This is a genomic window from Methylobacterium sp. D54C, from assembly GCF_053345595.1.
Genome location: NZ_JBKFAK010000001.1, coordinates 805,864 through 825,101 on the forward strand (window position 1 = coordinate 805,864; position 19,238 = coordinate 825,101).

General features: G+C 72.6%; 14 protein-coding genes. 4 read left to right on the forward strand and 10 right to left on the reverse strand.

From position 1 onward, the window contains the following. Positions 1-17: 17 nt before the first annotated feature. Positions 18-1,256, forward strand: a complete 1,239-nt coding sequence (locus tag ACLBYB_RS04035) for a peptide ABC transporter permease (protein ID WP_447697932.1) — start codon at positions 18-20, stop codon at positions 1,254-1,256. A gap of 4 nt (positions 1,257-1,260) precedes the next feature. On the opposite strand, the gene ACLBYB_RS04040 is transcribed toward ACLBYB_RS04035, so the two are convergent. Next, the gene (locus tag ACLBYB_RS04040; RefSeq protein WP_447697933.1) at positions 1,261-2,274 is read right to left on the reverse strand and encodes an alpha/beta hydrolase; all 1,014 of its coding nucleotides are present in this window, start codon (positions 2,272-2,274) and stop codon (positions 1,261-1,263) included. A 115-nt stretch (positions 2,275-2,389) separates the two neighbouring features. Next, positions 2,390-3,748 carry an RsmB/NOP family class I SAM-dependent RNA methyltransferase gene (locus ACLBYB_RS04045; RefSeq protein ID WP_447697934.1) on the reverse strand — a complete coding sequence of 453 codons (1,359 nt, stop codon included), beginning with the start codon at positions 3,746-3,748 and terminating at the stop codon, positions 2,390-2,392. 155 nt (positions 3,749-3,903) lie between these two features. Here ACLBYB_RS04045 and ACLBYB_RS04050 point away from each other — a divergent pair, with 155 nt between their 5' ends. Beyond that, the gene (locus ACLBYB_RS04050; RefSeq protein WP_165923052.1) at positions 3,904-4,077 is read left to right on the forward strand and encodes a hypothetical protein; all 174 of its coding nucleotides are present in this window, start codon (positions 3,904-3,906) and stop codon (positions 4,075-4,077) included. Between the two features lie 21 nt (positions 4,078-4,098). Here ACLBYB_RS04050 and panE read toward each other — a convergent pair whose 3' ends face one another. The 3 genes from panE to ACLBYB_RS04065 all read right to left on the reverse strand — a co-directional run bounded on the left by panE (position 4,099) and on the right by ACLBYB_RS04065 (position 7,653). Then, complete coding sequence (gene panE, locus ACLBYB_RS04055) at positions 4,099-5,043, reverse strand: 2-dehydropantoate 2-reductase (protein WP_447697935.1); 945 nt, start codon at positions 5,041-5,043, stop codon at positions 4,099-4,101. A 7-nt stretch (positions 5,044-5,050) separates the two neighbouring features. Next, a complete protein-coding gene (gene guaB / locus ACLBYB_RS04060) occupies positions 5,051-6,544 on the reverse strand; it encodes an IMP dehydrogenase (protein ID WP_447697936.1) in 1,494 nt (497 codons plus the stop codon). Between the two features lie 218 nt (positions 6,545-6,762). Beyond that, on the reverse strand, positions 6,763-7,653 hold the full coding sequence (locus ACLBYB_RS04065; protein ID WP_447697937.1) for a DUF3313 domain-containing protein: 891 nt from the start codon (positions 7,651-7,653) through the stop codon (positions 6,763-6,765). A 207-nt stretch (positions 7,654-7,860) separates the two neighbouring features. Between ACLBYB_RS04065 and ACLBYB_RS04070 the strand changes: the two genes are divergently transcribed. Then, positions 7,861-9,309: an MFS transporter gene (locus ACLBYB_RS04070; RefSeq protein ID WP_447698143.1), complete on the forward strand. Its 1,449-nt coding sequence runs from the start codon at positions 7,861-7,863 to the stop codon at positions 9,307-9,309. Here the strand turns inward: ACLBYB_RS04070 and ACLBYB_RS04075 are convergent, their stop codons facing one another. The 4 genes from ACLBYB_RS04075 to ACLBYB_RS04090 form a co-directional block, all read right to left on the reverse strand. Beyond that, a complete protein-coding gene (locus ACLBYB_RS04075; protein WP_447697938.1) occupies positions 9,310-9,837 on the reverse strand; it encodes a DoxX family protein in 528 nt (175 codons plus the stop codon). Between the two features lie 86 nt (positions 9,838-9,923). Beyond that, complete coding sequence (locus ACLBYB_RS04080; RefSeq protein ID WP_447698144.1) at positions 9,924-11,090, reverse strand: multidrug effflux MFS transporter; 1,167 nt, start codon at positions 11,088-11,090, stop codon at positions 9,924-9,926. A 192-nt stretch (positions 11,091-11,282) separates the two neighbouring features. Continuing rightward, the gene (locus ACLBYB_RS04085) at positions 11,283-12,569 is read right to left on the reverse strand and encodes an MFS transporter (RefSeq protein ID WP_447697939.1); all 1,287 of its coding nucleotides are present in this window, start codon (positions 12,567-12,569) and stop codon (positions 11,283-11,285) included. Between the two features lie 29 nt (positions 12,570-12,598). Then, complete coding sequence (locus ACLBYB_RS04090; protein WP_447697940.1) at positions 12,599-13,015, reverse strand: MarR family winged helix-turn-helix transcriptional regulator; 417 nt, start codon at positions 13,013-13,015, stop codon at positions 12,599-12,601. A gap of 159 nt (positions 13,016-13,174) precedes the next feature. Between ACLBYB_RS04090 and ACLBYB_RS04095 the strand changes: the two genes are divergently transcribed. After that, on the forward strand, positions 13,175-18,019 hold the full coding sequence (locus ACLBYB_RS04095) for an NAD-glutamate dehydrogenase (RefSeq protein ID WP_447697941.1): 4,845 nt from the start codon (positions 13,175-13,177) through the stop codon (positions 18,017-18,019). Between the two features lie 4 nt (positions 18,020-18,023). Here ACLBYB_RS04095 and ACLBYB_RS04100 read toward each other — a convergent pair whose 3' ends face one another. After that, positions 18,024-19,199: an MFS transporter gene (locus ACLBYB_RS04100; RefSeq protein WP_020091453.1), complete on the reverse strand. Its 1,176-nt coding sequence runs from the start codon at positions 19,197-19,199 to the stop codon at positions 18,024-18,026. Positions 19,200-19,238 lie beyond the last annotated feature (39 nt).

A 19,238-nucleotide genomic window follows, 5' to 3' on the forward strand; every position in this document is an offset into this window, starting at 1 on the left:
CCGGGAGAAGGCGCAAGATGCCGCGCGCGTCGAACTCCACCACCATCGATCCGGCGCTCGACGCCGCCGCGCTGCTGCGGCGTATCGGCTTCTTCGGCCTCTTCGTGGTTCTCCCCGTCCTCGCGCAGGTCGCCCGCCGCGCCTCGGTGATCCTCGCGCCGATCGCCGTGATCCTCCTGATCATCGCCAGCGTCATCGACCGGCGCCAGCGTCCGGTCCGCCCGGCGACCTACCGCCTCCTAACGGCTCCGGCCTTCCTGGCCGGCATGCTGGTCGTGCTGTGGTCGGCCCTGTCGCTGACCTGGACCCCCTTCCTCGGGCCGGCGCTGGAGCGGCTGGCCAATCTCGGCGCGACCATCGGACTCGCCCTCCTGGGTTACCTCGCCCTCCCCGACAGGATGCGCTCGGCGAACCTCTACCTCCTGCCGCTCGGCGTCGTGGCGGGCGCGATCGTGGCGATCATGCTCGGGCTGTTCGGCGCCCACATCGCGCCGCCCGGCGTCGAGGATGACGGGGCCCTCGATCGCGGTCTCGTCCTGCTCATCCTGCTGCTCTGGCCGGCGCTGGCGTGGCTGCGATCCCGCCGCCGCGACCGGGAGGCGCTGGGCCTCGCGCTGCTCGTCGCCCTGGCGCTCACGGTCCAGCCTGACGGGACACAGATCGCCGCCCTGTCGGTCGGCGCCGTCGCCTTCGCGGTGACGAGCTACCGGCCGCGGCTCGGGGTGACGCTCACCGCTCTCCTCTCGGCCGCCCTGCTGGCGGCGGCACCGCTGCTGCCCTTCCTGGCGCGGCCGGTCGGAGCTGCGCTCCTGGGCCCGGTCGCCCCCGCGGTGCTGTCACTGAAGAGCTGGCAGAAGGTCGTCACCTCCGATCCGGTGCGGCTGATCACCGGGCACGGCTTCGAGACGGCCCTGCGCGGACGCCTGGTCGGCCTCCTGCCGGCCAACGCACCGACCACGGCGCTCTTCGAGTTCTGGTACGAGCTCGGCATCGTCGGCGCGCTGGCAGCCGCCTTCGCCCTCTACGCCTCGATCCGGCGGGCCGGCCGGGACGGCCCGGCCCTCGTTCCCGGCGCGATGGGCTGCTTCGCCGCCGCCTTCACGGTGGCCTGCCTGAGCGTCGGGCTGACTGCCGTCTGGTGGCTCACGACGGTCGCCATCGCGATCGTGGTCTTCGTCGCGGTGGAGCGCGGCCAGTTCCGGACCAGCCGGCCGAAGGTCGCCAAGCTGCATCGCATGCAGACGCGGCGCGAGTGAGCGGTCAGGCGCGCAGGAAACCGTGCAGGCGGATCCAGGCCAGAAACAGGCCCGGCCAGGCCGCCACGGGTGTCCCGGGCGCGCCGAGCCCGAAGCCGTGGCCGCCGCGCTCGAACAGGTGCAGCTCGGCCGGCACCCGCGCCTTGCGCAGCGCCGAGAACATCAGCAGCGGATGATCGGCCACGGCGACGGGGTCGTCGATCGCCTGGACCAGGAAGGTCGGCGGCGTCTCCGGCCCGACCTGCAGATCCACCGAGTAGGTCTTCATCTCGTCGGGGGTGACCTCGTCGCCGACCAGGATGCGGCGGGTCGCGGTCCGGTCGAACGGCTTGCGCATGGTGATGACGGGGTAGATCAGACCGGCCAGCACCGGCCGGGTCGGCTGGGCGTCGGCGGTGTCGACGCCCGCGTACAGGTCCCGGGCGCTCCCGACGGCGGTCTCGCCCATCAGGTGGCCGCCCGCCGAGAAGCCGAGGACGCCGACCCGCGCGGGATCGATGCCGAACTCAGCGCCGCGCGCCCGGACCAGCCGGAGGGCGCGCTGCGCGTCCTGCCGCGGCGCGTCCGGCCCCGAGCCCCAACCCTCCGCGGGCAGGCGGTAGACGAGGAGGAAGACCGTGATGCCGGCGGCGTTCAGGACGCGGCCGACCGGGACGCCCTCGTTGCCGAGGGCGATGAACTCGTAGCCGCCGCCCGCCGCGACGATCATCGCGGCGCCGTTCGGGTTGGCCGGACGCATGACCAGCAGACAGGGCCGCGCGACCCGGGTGATGTCGCCGAAGGTCCCCTCGACGTAGCGGTAGCCGTCCGGGTTCGGCCCGTCACCGCCGCCCGGCGGCGCGCCGGGCCACAGCTCGATCACCTGCAGATCCGCGCCGGGCAGCGAGCGCGGCAGAGCCCGGATCGACTCGTGCGGCGCGGGCTGCGGTGCCGTCTCCGCCGGCCCTTCCGCCCGGGCGTTGCGCAGCCCGAGGACGCTTCCGAGACCGGCGAGCAGGAGACGGCGGTCGAGGCGCAAAGGCATCTCCCGGGTGAGGCCGCGCGCGGGACCGCCCCCCGGCGAGCCCGGCTCCCGCGGGAGCGCGGGGGCAACGCCCAAGGACGCGAGACGGGTTCCGTCGCGGCGGCGCGCCTCAGCTCTTTCGCGCGATGACGGCGACGTAGAAGCCGTCGGTCCCGGTCCGCAGCGGGCTCATCTGGATCCCGTGGGCCGTCTTCCGCACGGCTGACCGGAGCGAATCCGGCCCTATTGCCAGCACCTCGTCCGCGGGGACGACGTCGAAGCGGCCGCGCCAGCCCGACAGGAGGCCGGAGACGGCGGCGTCGTTCTCCGCCGAGAGCAGCGAGCAGGTGATGTAGACGATCCGGCCGCCGGGCCTGACGAGCCGCGCCGCCCGATCGAGCACCTGGGCCTGCTCGGCGGTCCGCAGCGCGAGGCTTCCGGGCCGCAGCCGCCATTTGGCATCCGGATTCCGGCGCCACGTGCCGGACCCGGTGCAGGGCGCGTCGACCACCACCCGGTCGACCTTGCCGTCGAGATCCTCCAGGACGTCGGCGCGCGCCTTGCCGCTGCGCGGGGTTCGCACCTCGGCCAGCGCACCGGACCGGCGCAGGCGCTCGTGGATCGGCGCGAGCCGGCGCGGATCGCCGTCGGTGGCGATCAGGCGGGCGCCGTTGCCGGTCTCCGCCGCGAGGGCCAGGGTCTTGCCGCCGCCGCCCGCACAGAGGTCGACGATGGTCTCGCCGGCGCGCGGCGCGGCGAGGAGCGCGGCGAGCTGCGAGCCCTCGTCCTGGATCTCGTACCAGCCCTCCAGGAACTCGGCCTCGACGTGGAGCGCCGGACCGCGCCCGTCGGCGCCGATCGGGACGCGCAGGCCCGCCGGCGCGTGCGGTGTCGGCGCGGCGTCGTAGGCCGCGAGCGCCGGCAGGATCGCGTCGCGGTCGCCGCGCAGGGCGTTCACGCGGATATCGAGGGGCGCGCGCCGCGCCAGCGCCTTCAGCTCCGGAACGAGGTCGTCGCCGAGCGTGGCCGCGAGGTCCGGGAGCACGAAGGCCGGCGCGTCGCCCGCCACCTCCGGCGGCGCATCCTGCAGCGTCCCGCCGTCGAGGCGCGCGCGCTCGTCGTCGCTGAGCGGGGCCGGCGCGAAGCGCTCGCCGGTGAACAGGGCCGCGACCGAAGCCGCCGCGAGCCCCTGCTGCAGGCGCAGTGTGCCGATGAGGACGGCGCGCGGCGTGTCCGCGCCCATGATCCAGGCCGCCGACGCCCGCCGCCGCAGGGCGTCGTAGACGAGGCTGGCGATGCCCGCGCGGTCGCCCGAGCCGGCGAAGCGATGGGCGAGACCCCAGTCCTTCAGGGCGTCGGCGGCCGGCCGACGCCGCTCGGCGATATCGGTGAGGACTTCGATGGCGGCGGAGCAGCGAGCGGCGGGGGTCAGAGTTCGGATCCTTAGGAGTGCGTCAATGACGACGTGAAACGGCCACGCTTGGCCCACGATGCCGCCACGTTACGGCCGAGCTTCCTGCACCTTCGCGGCGCAGACCGTGCTGCGGTCGGTCCGCCGTGCGGGCCGCCGCGTGTCGTATGGCATCCGCCCGCCCCGGACCAGACCGGTCCGTCGCCGGGCGCATCCCGGGAGTACCCCAGCCCATGACGTCCACCGTTCGCGTCGCCCTCGCGGCCCTGGTCACCGCCTCACTCGCCGCCTGCGCGAGCGCGCCCGCCGCCCAGCCGGAGCTGACGCCGGTGCCGCGTCCGCGGGTCGATGCCAAGACGCAGCTCGAATACGGCAACCCGCCCCCGCCGCCGCCCGGCCGCTACTGAAGCGTCCGCGCGGGGCGCGGCTCAGGCCGCCTCCCGCGCCCGGCGGGCCTCGTAGGCCTTGAGGCCGGTATAGACCGCGGCCAGGAGCGGGAACGGCACCTCCGGCGCCAGCCGCTGGCCGCGGGCGATCAGGTCGCCGATCACGTGGTCCGCCTCGATGCGACCCCGGTTCTCGATGTCGCGCAGCATCGAGGCCGTGAAGGTGGACCCGGCCGCCGTCAGCTGCGCCCGCGCCCGCTCCGCCACCACGGCCCGCGGCTCGAAGCCGCTGGCCGCGGCAACGGTCGTGCACTCCGCGTGCAGCGCCGCGATCAGCGCGGCGCCCTCGGGTGCCGCCACGATGTCGCCGACCGCGGCGCGCATCAGCGTGGTCGCCCCGGCGAGCGTCGCCAGGAACACCCACTTCTCCCACATCTCCTGCAGGATCACGTCGCTCAGGCGCGGCTGGAACTTGAGGCCGCGCATCAGCGCGTCGACCGCCTCGATCCGCGCCGAGCGCGACCCGTCCCGCTCGCCGTAGGTGATGCTGCACAGCTCGCTCATGTGGCGGATCGCGCCGTCCGGCGCGAGCGTCGCGGCGATCGCGCACGAACCGCCGAGAACGCGGTCCGTACCGAACCGGGCGTCGAGCACGTCGAGATGCGACATGCCGTTGAGCACGGGCAGGATCGCGGTGTCGGGGCCCACGGCCGGCGCGAGGTCAGCGACGGCGCTGTCGAGGTCATAGGCCTTGCACGACAGCAGGATCAGGTCGAACCGCCCGGCCCCGGCCAGCCTATCGGCCGTGACGGTGGGCGGAGCGGGCAGGTGCAGGTCGCCGAGCGGCGAGCGGACGTTCAGGCCGTCCGCCGCCAGCTTCGCCGCCCGGGCCGGCCGGACCAGGAAGGTGACGTCGGCGCCCGCCTCGGCGAGGCGCGCCCCGTAATAGCCGCCGGTCGCGCCGGCCCCGACGATCAGCGTGCGCATCGATGCCTCAGGTCCGCGACGGGTAGTTCGGGCTCTCGCGGGTGATCGTCACGTCGTGGACGTGGCTCTCGCGCAGGCCGGCATTGGTGATGCGGATGAACTGCGCCCGCTCCTGGAACTCGGGGATCGTGGCGCCGCCGACGTAGCCCATGGCGGCGCGCAGGCCGCCGGCGAGCTGGTGCAGGACGTTGCCGACCGGGCCCTTGTAGGGGACCTGCCCCTCGATGCCCTCCGGCACGAGCTTGTGCGTGTCGTTCACCTCGGCCTGGAAGTAGCGGTCGGCCGAGCCGCGGGCCATGGCGCCCACCGAGCCCATGCCGCGGTACGACTTGTAGGAGCGGCCCTGGTAGAGGAACACCTCGCCGGGCGCCTCGTCGGTGCCGGCGAGCAGCGAGCCGAGCATCGCCACGGAGGCGCCGGCCGCGATCGCCTTGGCGAGGTCGCCCGAATACTTGATGCCGCCGTCGGCGATGACCGGGACGTCGGCCTCGCCGGCCGCCTCGACCGCCTCCATCAGCGCGGTGAGCTGCGGCACGCCCACGCCCGCCACGATGCGGGTCGTGCAGATCGAGCCCGGGCCGATGCCGACCTTGATGGCGTCGGCGCCGGCATCGATCAGCGCCTTGGCGCCGTCCCGCGTCGCGACGTTGCCGGCGATGACCTGAACGGCGTTCGAGAGCTGCTTCACGCGGGCCACGGCATCGAGCACCTTGATCGAGTGGCCGTGGGCGGTGTCGACCACGATCACGTCGCAGCCGGCGTCGATCAGGCGCTCGGCCCGCTCGAAGCCGCTGTCGCCCGTCGTCGTGGCGGCGGCGACGCGCAGGCGGCCCTGCTCGTCCTTGACGGCGTGCGGGTAGGCGACGCGCTTCTCGATGTCCTTGACGGTGATCAGGCCGATGCAGCGGTAATGGTCGTCGACGACCAGCAGCTTCTCGATCCGGAACTGGTGGAGCAGTCGCTTGGCCTCGTCCTGGGTCACGCCCTCGCGGACCGTGATCAGGCGGTCGCGGGTCATCAGCTCGGCGACCGGCTGGTTGGAGTTCGTCGCGAAGCGGACGTCGCGGTTGGTCAGGATGCCGACTAGCTTGCCCCGCGAGCCGTTGGGGCCGCGCTCGACCACCGGGATGCCGGAGATCCGGTTGAGCTTCATCACCTCGAAGGCGTCGGCGAGCGTCTCGTCGGGGTGGATGGTGATGGGGTTCATCACCATGCCGGACTCGTACTTCTTGACGAGGCGGACCTGCTCGGCCTGCTCCGGCGGCTCGAGGTTGCGGTGGATGACGCCCATGCCGCCGTTGGCCGCCATGGCGATGGCCATCGGCGCCTCGGTGACCGTGTCCATCGCCGAGGCGAGGATCGGCAGGTTCAGCGGAATCGTGCGGGTCAGCCGCGAGGCGACGCTGACCTCGGTCGGCATCACCGAGGAGGCGGCGGGCCGCAGGAGCACGTCGTCGAAGGTGAGTCCCTCGATGATCGATGCGGTTTCTACTCGGGCCATGTGCCAACTTTCCTCGGACGGCAGCGCGCGTGGAGGCCGCGCTGCGGGATCGGGTTGGCAAGTGCCAGTATCACGGGCTCCGCGAAGGCGCCAATGCGCGGTTGATGCGTCGCAGCGCGAAAACGCGCATGGCTCGAGGCTTATCCACGCCCGCTCGACGGGCGCGTCAGTGCCATGAACGGACGTCCGCGGTCAGACGCGGAGTCGGCGCGGGCGCCTCAGCGCATCGCCGGCGTGGCCGGGCCCTTGTCGGTGTATTCGGGCGGCAGGCCGATATAGTCGCCGAGCATGCCGTCGATGCCCGGCGCGCGGCCGAAGGCCTCGCAGTCCGGGTCGAGGGGCGCCTCGCCCAGGGTGGTGATGCGGATCCGGTCCCAGGTCGGGATCGTGTTAGGCGCGGTGAACGGGTCGTCGCCGGTCGCCAGCAGGTAGCCGAAATCCTGGCCGAACTCGCCTGCGAGGTCGTAGGCGTCGCTGGCGCGGGAGAAGCGCGGCTGGCTGGTGAAGGAGTTGGCCGCTCCGCCCCAGACCATGGCGGCCCGCTGCTCGCGGCGCCGGTCCAGAGCCTCGGCCTCGACCGTCAGGCTCCCGAGCCCGATCGGCACGCGCGGGATCGGCACGCGCCCGACACCCTCGGCGAAGCTCAGGCCGAGCTGCGAGGCGACCGTCACGCCCGCCGAGCCCGCGATGGTCGCGCCGGCACCGAGAAGGTCCGTCGGATCGACGCGGGTGACCTGCGCCCGCACGGTCAGGTCGGCGTCGCGGCTGGTGACGATGTCGTACTTCAGCGACAGGTCGTAGCACAGCGCCCGGTCGGCGGCGTTGGCGATGAGCCGCCGCTCGGCGGCCGTCAGCGGGGCGGCGCCGGACACGTCGGCGTGGAACGCCGTCGGGATGATGCGGACGGTGCGGGCCCTCGCTAGGGCCGGCCGGTCGACGTAGATCCGCGAGGCCGAGGCGACCTGATCGCTGGACTTGAGCCGGTCGTAGCGCGTCAGCGAGCCGCGATCGTTGAGCAGGACAGTGCCGCAGGCGGCGACCATCGAGAGAAGGGCGACGCCGGCGGCGATCCGCGCCACGGAGCGGACCTTGCTGGGGCTGGGCTGCATCGAAATCCTCGCGCGCCGGCCCCGGGCCGGCTGGAGCGGCCTCACGGACGCGTGATGGAAACTTAGCCATTGGCGCACCCGCAAAAAAGGTGGCTCCGCGCCGCGGCTCAACCTCTGTTGCACGATGGATACATTCGCGAAACACGAGGGTGCGAGGTGGCCGCGCTGCCGTGCAACCGCGGCGGCGCGACATGCGTCTGCTGTATGATGCCCGCAACCACCCAAAGACCGCTCTGGATCGTCCCCCTGACGGTCGCCACCGCGCTGTTCATGGAGAACACCGATTCCACGGTGATCGCCACGGCGCTCCCCAGCATCGCCGCGAGCCTCCACGAGGACCCGATCGCCCTCAAGCTCGCGCTGACCTCTTACTTGGTCAGCCTCGCGATCTTCATCCCGGTGAGCGGCTGGATGGCGGACCGGTACGGGTCGCGGACGGTGTTCCGCGCGGCCCTCGTGGTGTTCATGGCCGGCTCGCTCGCCTGCGCGGCCGCGAACGGCCTCGCGTGGTTCGTCGCCGCGCGGTTCCTCCAGGGCATGGGGGGCGCCATGATGGTGCCGGTCGGGCGCCTCGTGGTGCTGCGCAGCGTGCCGAAATCGCAGCTCGTGACGGCCCTCGCCTACCTGACCTTCCCGGCGCTGGTCGGCCCGGTGCTCGGTCCGCCGGTCGGCGGCCTGATCACCACGTGGTTCGACTGGCGCTGGATCTTCTTCATCAACCTGCCGATCGGCTGCGCCGGGATCGTGCTGGCGAGCCTGTACTTCGAGGACGTGCGGGAGCCGGAGCGGCCGCCCCTCGACCTGCTCGGCTTCGCGCTGCTCGGGACCGGCCTCGCCGCCCTGATGCTCGGCCTCGCCTCCCTCGGCCGCCACCTGCTGCCGGCGGAAATCTCCTGGGGCTGCCTCGCCGCGGGCGCGGTGCTCCTGCCGCTCTACTGGGCACATGCCCGGCGGGTGCCCTACCCGATCGTCCGCCTCGACCTGATGCGGCGGCCGACCTTCCGGGTCGCGGTGCTCGGCGGCAGCCTGTTCCGGATCGGCACCGGGGCGATCCCGTTCCTGCTGCCGCTGATGCTGCAGGTCGGCTTCGGGCTCGACGCCCTGCAGTCGGGCCTGATCACCTTCGCGGCGGCGGCCGGGGCGATGTTCGTGAAGACCCTGGGGCCGCGGATCCTGCGCCGCACCGGCTTCCGCGCCCTGATGGTCTGGAACGCCCTCCTGGCCTCGGCCTTCCTGGCGGTCAACGGGTTCTACACCGCGCAGACGCCCCACTGGATCATGGTGATCCTGCTGTTCGTCGGCGGCTGCTCGCGCTCTATCCAGTTCACCTGCGTCAACGCCATCGCGTACGCCGACCTCGAATCGAAGGAGATGAGCGCGGCCACGAGCTTCGCCAGCGTCTGCCAGCAGCTGTCGCTCAGCCTCGGCGTCACGCTGGGCGCGCTGGCGCTCGAGGGGAATGCCGGGTTTCACGGCCGAACGGAGATCCAGGCCTCGGATTTCGGGCCGGCCTTCTTCGCCGTCGCCGTGATCTCGGCGGCCTCGGCACTGGCCTTCCGCAACCTGTCGCCGGATGCCGGCGCGGAGATCTCCGGGCGGAAGATGGCTGCCGCGCCGCCCGCCCCGACGACCGAGATGAGGCCGCGGCACGGCTGATCAGGCCGCGGCGCCGGCCGGCGGCCGGCCGGCAGCGCGTTTGCCGGCGTTCCGCGGCACGCTACCCTTGCCGGAACCCTTCGCGGGGGCGGCCTTCGCGCTCGGCGCCGCGGCGCGGGTTCCCGCGCGCCAGCCCTGCCAGCTGAGCGCGCCCGGACCGTTCAGGGCGTACATGAGGAACCCGCCCGCGAGGCCGAGATCGGCCAGCATCAGCGTGCGCTCGGCGACCGCGGCGGGTCCCACATAGTACCAGAACGGGTGGAGCACGCAGGCCGTCACGACGGCGAAGAGCGCGAGCGCCAGCCCGGTGAGCCCCGGCAGGACGCCGAGGATCAGGGCGAGCGGTCCGAACACCTGCACCACCACGGCGGCGGTGGCGACGCCGTTGGGAAACGGCATCCCGGCCCCCGCGAGCGCCAGCGCGAACCCCGACACGTTGAGCGTCCGGGCGATCCCGGTCGGCAGGAGCGCAGCGGCCAGCAGCAGGCGCGCGACGAGGAGGGTTCCGTCCTGGGCGCGGGCGAGCATCGGCGTGTCCGGTCGGGTGGATCAGGACGGCAGTTTTGCAACTTTCCGCTGAAGACCCCGTTAAGGACGCCGCCTCAACCGACGCCTCAACCGCCGACGCCGCCGCGGAACAGCCGGCCGCGCTCGGTCCAGGCGACCACGAGGAGCGACAGGGCGCCGAGACTCGCGTAGCCGATCGCCACGGGGAGCACCGTGCCGTCGAAGGACTGGCCGATCAGGAAGCCGCAGAACGCGCCCAGGATCGTGGTGTAGAAGCCCAGGAACGACGAGGCCGTGCCGGCGATGGCGCCAAGGGGCTCCAGAGCGAGGGCGTTGAAGTTCGGCATCGCGAAGCTGATCAGGAACTGGTTCACCGCGAGGACCGACAGGAACAGGGCCAGCGGCGGGTGGCCGTGATAGGCCAGCCCGACGCCGACCTGCGCGAGGCCGACGAGCGTGAAGGCGATGACGCCGCCGTGCGACATCGCCCGCATCCCGAGCCGCCGGACCACGCGGGCGTTGATCAGGGTCGCCGCGCCCATGGCGCCCGCCACGAGCCCGAAGGCCAGCGGGAAGAGCGGGCCGAGGTGGTACAGGCCGGTATCGAAAACCTGCTGGGCCGAGCCGACGTAGCCCATGATGCAGCCGGTCATCAGTCCGAGCGCGGTGGCGTAACCGACGGCGACGCGGGTCTTCAGCGTCAGGCGGATCGCCTCCCAGGTCGCGGCCGGCGAGAGCGGCCGGCGGTATTCCGGGTGCAGCGTCTCGGGCATCCGCAGCGAGAACCAGATCGTCAGCCAGAAGGCGAGGACCAGCATCGAGACGAAGACGTAGACCCAGGAGCCCAGCGCCAGCATCATGCCGCCGATCGCCGGTGCGATCATCGGGACGATCAGGAACACCATCATGGTGAGCGACATGACGCTCGCCATCTCGCGGCCCGCGAACCGGTCGCGCACGATCGCCACCGACAGCACCCGCCCGCCGGCGGCGCCGATGCCCTGGATGATCCGGGCGGCGAGCAACCAGCCGAAGCTCGGCGCCACCATGGCGAGGAAGCAGCCGATCACGTAGACGGCGAGGCTCGCCAGCAGCACCGGCCGTCGCCCGAGGGCGTCGGAGACCGGCCCGTAGACGATCTGCGCAAAGCCGAAGCCGATCATGTAGACGTAGACGAGGAGCTGCAGCCGGTTGGGGTCGGCCACCGCGAACCGCGCCTCGATGGCCGGGAAGGCGGGCAGCAGGTTGTCGATGGAGATCGCCGTCACCGCCATCATCAGGGCGATGATGGCGACGAACTCGGCGAAGCCCGGCCCCGACCAGGGCCGCGGGGCGCGGACGTCCTGGACCGGCGGCACGGGCCGAATCGCGATGGTCACGGCGGGCTCTCGGGGTGCGCGGGAACGGGCCGATCAGGGCTCGTCCTTCACGGCACAGTTGTGACAACCCTGCCCGCGCCGCGCAGTTCAGGCCGGCAGCGGGCGCAGGGCCGGCGCCTCGGGCTTGCGGCCCACGAAGGCGGCCATCAGGGCGGCGACGAGGCAGAGCAGGCCGGCCGCCACGAAGGCGCCGAGATAGGTGCCGCTCTCGGTCCGGACCATGCCGGCGAGCCACGCCGCGGACGCCGCGCCGATCTGGTGCGCGGCCGCGATCCAGCCGAACATCAGCGCGGCGTTCTCCTCCCCAAAGGATTTGCCCGCGAGCTGAACGGTGGGCGGCACGGTGGCGATCCAGTCGAGGCCGTAGAAGACCGCGAACAGCGACAGGCCGTAGAAGCTGTAGTCGAAGGAATAGGGCAGGAAGATCAGCGAGAGTCCGCGCAGCCCGTAGTACCAGGCCAGGAGCTTGCGCGAGTCGAACCGGTCGGTGAGCCAACCCGACGCCGTAGTGCCAATCAGGTCGCAGATCCCCATCAGCGCCAGCAGGCTGGCGGCCGTGACCTCGGCGATGCCGTGATCGATGCAGGCCGGGATCAGGTGGGTGCCGATCAGGCCGTTGGTCGAGGCGCCGCAGATGAAGAACGTGCCGGCGAGCAGCCAGAAATCCCGGGAGCGCAGGCCGATGCGCAGGCCGCGGAGCGCCCGCACGGCCGGGTTCTCGGTCAGCACCGGCGTCGGCGTCACCGCGTCCTCACCGTAGCGGGGCAGGCCGAGATCCGCAGGCCGGTCGCGCAGGAGCAGGGCCGCCAGCGGGATCAGCGCCAGGGTCGCAGCGGCGACCACCAGGGAGACGGAGCGCCAGCCCTGCCCCACCGCGATCGAGGCCAGCATCGGCAGGAAGACGAGCTGGCCCGTGGCGCTGCTCGCGGTCAGCAGGCCGAGCACGAGACCCCGGCGCTTGGCGAACCAGCGCCCGGCCACGGTGGCGCCGAGCACGTTGGCCACCATGCCGGAGCCGGATCCGACGACGAGGCCCCAGAGCAGGACCATCTGCCAGGGTGCGGTCATCAGGCTCGTGGCGGCGGTGCCGATCGCCAGGATCAGGAGTGCGCCGCAGACCGAGCGCCGCAGGCCGAACCGCTCGATGATCGCCACCGCGAAGGGGCCGATCATCCCGTACAGGAAGATGTTGAGCGCGATGCCGACGCCGATCGTGGCCGCGGTCCAGCCGAATTCCCGCTCCCAGGGGACGATCAGCACGCTCGGCGTGGCGCGGACACCGGCCCCGACGAGCAGGACCAGGAAGGTCACCGCGACGACGATCCAGGCGTAGTGCAGGCGCGACCCGGGGCGCGTCTCTGTCAGGGCGGTCATGGACGGGCTCCGGAAGCGGGGCGGATCGGTCAGGCGGCGGAGATCAGGGACTCCGCCAGGGCGGAGACGGTCGCGGGATCGACCCGGGCGTTGATACGGCTCTGCGCCTCGCGCCAGTAGGGCGTCGCGGCCGCGAGGGCCTCGCGACCCGACGCGGTCAGGGACACGCGGCGCTCGCGCGGATCCGCCGCGCCGGGCGTGACCGAGACGAAGCCGCGGCGCTTGAGCGGGTCGAGGTTGCGGCCCATCGTGGTGCGCTCCAGCGCCGCCTCGGCGGCGAGGCGGGAGACCGGGACCGGTCCGAGCCGGTCCAGCAGCCGCAGGATCGCGAACTGCGTCACGCGGAGCCCGGTCGGCTTCAAGGCGGCGTCGTAGATCGCCGTCAGCGCCCGCGTGGCGCGACGCAGGGCGGAGCAGGTGCACGGCTCGGGTGACGAAGCGCTCATGGTATGGGTGTATATGCACGCATCGGGCGTTCGGCAAGGCGAAGCTGACGGTTTGCAGCGATCGACACCCGTTGGCCCGGAAACGGGCGGGCGCTGTCATCGACACGGCCGGTCACGCTGCTATCGCTTGGGCGAGTGACCCGGTTCGGGAGAAGCGCGATGACACTCGAGACCGCGACGGCGTTGTCCTCCTCGGAGCAGAAGACGGCCCGCACCGGGCTGATTGAGGCGGCCGCCGACATCGTCACCGAGCAGGGCGGACCGGGCGGCTTCGTCCGCGACCTGTTCGGCCGCGTGACTCCGGAGGATCTCGCCCCCTACGACGCCTCCGTCCTGGCGGATCTCGCCGCCCGCGCCCGTGCCTTCCTGTCCGAGCCGCGGAGGCCGGGCGACCCGGCGCGGCTGCGCCTGAGCGACAGCCAGCTGGTGCGCGACGGCCGTGCGCGCGAGACGACGGTCCTGGAGGTGATCAACGACAACCGTCCGTTCCTGCTGGACTCGACCCTGGCCGAACTGACCGAGCAGGGCCTCGCCCCGCAGCTCGTGGCCCACCCGATCCTCGGGGTGGAGCGCGACGGTGCCGGCGGGCTCATCCGGGTGGTCGGGGAGACGACCGCGGACGCGCAGGGCAGTCTCGCGCGCGAGAGCTTCATCCACATCCACCTCGACCCCGTGGCGGCCGAGACCGGCGAGCGGCTCCTGAACGCCCTCGCGACGGTCTACCGGGATGTCGCCTTGGCGAGCGACGACCACGACGCCATGCTGGCGCGCCTCACCGACCTCGCCGCCGATCTCGGGCGCGGGCCGACCCCGATGCCGGAACCGGAGACCGAGGAGGCGCGCGCCTTTCTCGAATGGCTGACCGACGGCCAGTTCCTCATCCTCGGCATGCAGGAGCACGGCATCGCCGGCGACGCCCACCCGCTGGTCGAGGGGTCGAGCCTCGGCGTGCTCCGCGATCCCGGCGCGACGCCCCTGCGCCGCGGCCGGACGCCGGTGGACTACACGCCGGAGATCCTCGCCTTCCTGGAAGAGCCGCAGCCGCTGATCATCACCAAGGCCAGCGTGAAGTCCCGGGTCCACCGCTCGGCCTACCTGGACTATATCGGCGTCAAGCTGTTCTCCGGCCTCGGCAAGCTGTCGGGCGAGGTGCGGATCGTCGGCCTGTTCACCGCCTCCGCCTACACGAGCCCGGCCCGCGAGGTTCCGGTCCTGCGCCGGAAGGTGGAGGCCGTCGTCCAGCGCGCCGGCCTCGATCCGACGAGCCATGCGGGCCGCAGCCTCCTCGCCGTGCTGGAGAGCTACCCGCGGGACGAACTCTTCCAGATCGACGGCGAGCGGCTCTACCGGTTCACCCTGGCCATCGCCGCCCTGGCCGACCGACCGCGGGTCCGCGTGCTGTCCCGGCCCGACCGGTTCGGCCGCTTCGTGTCGCTGCTCGTCTACGTCCCGAAGGACCGCTACGATTCCGCGATCCGGGGACGGATCGGCAGCTACCTCGCCGAGACCTACGGCGGGCGGCTCAGCGCGTCCTACCCCGACTACCCGGAAGGCTCGCTCGCCCGGATCCACTACATCATCGGCCTGCCCGATCAGGGCAGCCCCGAGCACGATCCCGCCTCCCTGGAGGCCGGGATCGTCGCGCTGGTCCGGACCTGGGGCGACGCGCTGCGGGCGGCGCTGGCCGAATCCCAGGGGGGCGACCGCGCGCGGCAACTCGCCGCCCGCTACGGCGACGCGTTCTCGGCCGCCTATCGGGACAATTTTCAGCCTGAGGTCGCCGTCGCCGACGTGACGATCCTCGACAGCCTCGGCGAGACGCAGCCGCGGGCCGTCCATCTCGATCGGCGGCCCAGCGACCCCGCGGCGCAGGTCCGCCTGAAGGCGTTCTCGCGCGGCACGGCGATCGCGCTGTCCGACCGGGTCCCGGCGCTCGAGAATCTCGGCTTCCGTGTCATCAACGAGCGCACGTACCAGATCGCGCCGTCCGGGACGGACGAGGCCGCGCGGGTCTGGCTGCACGACATGCTGATCGAGCGCGCCACCGGCGCCCCGATCGACCTCGCGGCGCTGGAACGCCCGCTGGAGGCCGCGATGCTGGCCATCGCGGACGGCATCGCCGAGTCCGACGGGTACAACCGGCTCGTCCTTGAGGCGGCTCTCCCCTGGCGGGAGGCGGCCCTGCTCCGGGCCCTGGGCCGCTACCTGCGCCAGCTGCGAATCCGCTACGGGCAGGACTACCTCGCGGGCACGCTGAGCCGCCACGCCGGGATCGCGCGCGCGATCGTGGCGCTGTTCCGCGCCCGGTTCGACCCGGCGCTCACCGGTGACCGGACCGCCCAGGAGGCCGGGGTACGCGCCGAGATCGAGACGGCGCTCGCCGAGGTCACGAGCCTCGACGACGACCGGATCCTCCGCCGGTTCGTCAACCTCGTCGAGGCGGCGGTGCGGACGAACTTCTACCAGACAGGCGCCGACGGGCAGCCGCGAGAGACGATCAGCTTCAAGTTCGCCTGCGCCAAGGTGACGGCGATGCCGCTGCCGCGGCCGTTCTTCGAGATCTTCGTCTACTCGCCCCGCGTCGAAGGCGTGCACCTCCGCTTCGGCTACGTGGCCCGCGGCGGCCTGCGCTGGTCCGACCGGCCGGAGGATTTCCGCACCGAGATCCTCGGCCTCGTGAAGGCCCAACAGGTGAAGAACGCCGTGATCGTGCCGGTGGGCGCCAAGGGCGGCTTCTTCCCGAAGAGGCTGCCGCCGGCCTCCGACCGCGCCGCCTGGATCCAAGAGGGGACCGAGAGCTACCGGATCTTCATCCGCACGCTGCTCGAACTGACCGACAACATCGTCGACAACGCCATCGTGCCGCCGCCCGACACGGTGCGGCACGATCCCGACGACGCCTACCTGGTGGTCGCCGCCGACAAGGGCACCGCCACCTTCTCGGACATCGCCAACGCCCTCTCGCTGGAGAAGGGCCACTGGCTCGGCGACGCCTTCGCGTCCGGCGGCAGCCAGGGCTACGACCACAAGGGCATGGGCATCACCGCCCGCGGCGCCTGGGAGGCGGTGCGCCGGCATTTCCGCGAGATCGACGTGGACGTACAGACCGACCCGATCACCACGGTCGGCGTCGGCGACATGTCGGGCGACGTCTTCGGCAACGGCATGCTCCTCTCCGAGAGCATCCGCCTGATCGCGGCCTTCGACCACCGCGACATCTTCCTCGACCCGAACCCGGACGCCGCGGCGAGCTTCGCCGAGCGGCGGCGCCTGTTCGATCTGGGGCGGTCCTCCTGGGCGGATTACGACAAGAGCCTGATCTCGGAGGGCGGCGGCGTGTTCCCGCGCAGCCTGAAGACCGTGCCGCTCTCGGAAGCGATCCAGTCCGCGCTGGGCTTCGACCGGTCCGAGGCGACGCCCACCGAGCTGATGCAGGCGATCCTGAAGGCGCCGGCCGACCTGCTCTGGTTCGGCGGCATCGGCACCTATGTCCGGGCCACCACCGAGACCGACGAGGATGCCGGCGACCGCGCCAACGACGCCCTGCGCATCACTGGGCCGGAGCTGCGCGCGAAGGTCGTCGGCGAGGGCGCCAATCTCGGCCTGACGCAGCGCGGGCGCATCGAGGCGGCGCGCGCGGGCGTCCGCCTCAACACCGACGCGATCGACAACTCGGCCGGCGTGAACACCTCGGACGTCGAGGTGAACATCAAGATCGCGCTGATGACGCCGGAGCGGGACGGCAGGCTCAGCTACGAGGCGCGCAACACCCTGCTCGCTGACATGACCGATGACGTCGGGCGCCTCGTGCTGCGCAACAACGAGTTGCAGACGCTCGCCCTGTCCCTTGCCCAGCGCGGGGGGCTGGGGGAGACCGGCTTCGCCATGCGGACGATGCAGGCACTGGAGGCGGAGGGCCGGCTCGACCGGGCGGTGGAGTTCCTGCCGGACGACGGCACGCTCGCCGAGCGCATGCGCCGGAACGAGGGGCTGACCCGCCCGGAATACGCCGTGCTGCTCGCCTACGCGAAGCTGTCGCTGCACGACGCGATCCTCGAGAGCGCCGTGCCGAACGACCCGTACTTCGACCGGGAGCTGCAGCGCTACTTCCCGAAGGCCCTGCGCGAACGCTTCCCCGACGCCGTCAAGGGACACCGCCTGCGCCGCGAGATCATCGCCACGGCGCTCGCCAACATCATCGTCAACCGGGGCGGCCCGTCGCTGGTGACGCGCCTCGTCGACGGCACCGGCGCGGACGCCGCGACCATCGCCAAGGCCTACGCGGTGACCCGCGACGCCTTCGGCCTGATGGAGCTGAACCTCGCCATCGACGGCCTCGCCGGTCGGGTTCCCGGCCAGGGCCAGCTCGACCTCTACGCCGAGGTGCAGGATCTGCTGACGAACCGGATCGTCTGGTTCATCCGCAACCTCGACCTGGGCGGCGGCCTCGCCCCGGTGGTCGCCCGCTACCGAGACGGCATCGCCGCCGTGGAGGCCGCCCTCCCCAACGTGCTCGGCGACGAGGCGCTGGCGACGATCGGCGCCCGCGCGGCGGAGCTGACCGGGCACGGCATGGCCCCGGCCCAGGCGCGGCGCCTCGCCTCGCTCAGCGCGCTGGTCTCCGCCCCCGACATCGTCCGGGTCGCGGAGGCCAGCGGCCGGCCGGTCGAGGAGGTCGCGGCCACGCATTTCGCCCTGGAGCACGCCTTCCGCCTGGACGACCTCGCCGCCGCGGCGCGGACCGTCCCGGTGGCCGACACGTTCGACCGCGTGGCCCTGGAGCGCGCGGGCGCCGGCATTGCTGCCGCGCACCGCAAGCTGACGGCCGAGGTCGTGGCGGATCTCGGCGCCGGGCCGGACGCGGTGGAGGCCTGGATCCGGGCGCGCGGCACCTCGCTCGCCCGGATCCGCGAGGCCGTAGACGCGATCAGCGCCTCCGGCCTCACGGTCTCCAAGGCGACGGTGGCGGCGAGCCTGCTCGGCGACCTCGTCCGGGCCGACTGATCGATCAGGCCCCGGGCGCGGATGCCGGTATGACGCTCCGGCGTCCGCGGCCGACCGCGGTGAGCACCAGTCCGAGCCCGGCGAGCGACACCGCGGCGGCGATCAGCGGCAGCTGGCCGTAGCCGGCCCCGAGGGTCAGCGCCGTGCCCCCGATCCAGGCGCCGGTGGCGTTGCCGAGGTTGAACGCGCCCTGGTTCAGCGTGGAGGCAAGGTTCGGCGCGTCGCTCGCCGCCTCCACGACCCAGATCTGGAGGGGCGAGACCAGGGCGAAGACCAGGCCCGACCAGAGCACCACGACCGCTACCGTGAGCGCCGGATGGTGCGCGACCGCGGCGAGCACCAGCAGGGCCGCCACGATGCCCAGGAAGCTGCCGACGATGGTGGCCATCGGGCCCCGGTCGGCCAGATGCCCACCAAGGAGATTGCCGACGGTCAGGCCCGTGCCGGCGGCGAACAGCACGCCGGTCACGCCCTGCGGCGTGAAGCCGGTCACGCCGGTCAGGAACGGCGTGATGTAGGTGAACACCGTGAAGAAGCTCACCGAGGACAGCGTCGAGATCAGCATCGGCCGCAGCACCGGCCAGCGCCCGAGCGCGCGAAACTCGCTGACGAGCCGGCCGCGGGTCCCGGGAAGCCCGTCCGGCACGCAGAGCTGGATCGCGAGCCCGGCCGCGAGCCCGATCACGACCACCGCCCAGAAGGTCGAGCGCCAGCCCGCCTCCTGCCCGAGCGCGGTGCCCAGCGGCACGCCGAGCACGTTGGCGAGGGTGAGGCCCGCGAACATCAGCGAGACCGCCTGCGTGCGCTTCTCCCGCGGCACGAGATCCCGCGCCACAACGGCGCCGATGCCGAAGAACGCGCCGTGCGCGAAGGCCGTCAGGATTCGCGCGGCCATGAGCAGGGCGTAACTCGGCGCCAGCGCGCAACCGAGATTGCCGGCCAGGAACACCGCCATCAGCGCCAGCAGCGCGGTCTTGCGCGGCAGGCCCGCGGTCGCGATGGCCACGATCGGCGCGCCCACGACCACGCCCATGGCGTAGCCCGAGACGAGATAGCCGGCCTGGGGAATGGTGACGCCGAAGCTCTGCGCCACCTCCGGGAGCAGGCCCATGATGACGAATTCGGTCGTGCCGATCCCGAACGAGGCGACGGCGAGGGCGAGGATCGGCAGGGGCGGCACGGGGACGTCCTTCGGCGCGGGCTGAGCTCGATGGTGCAG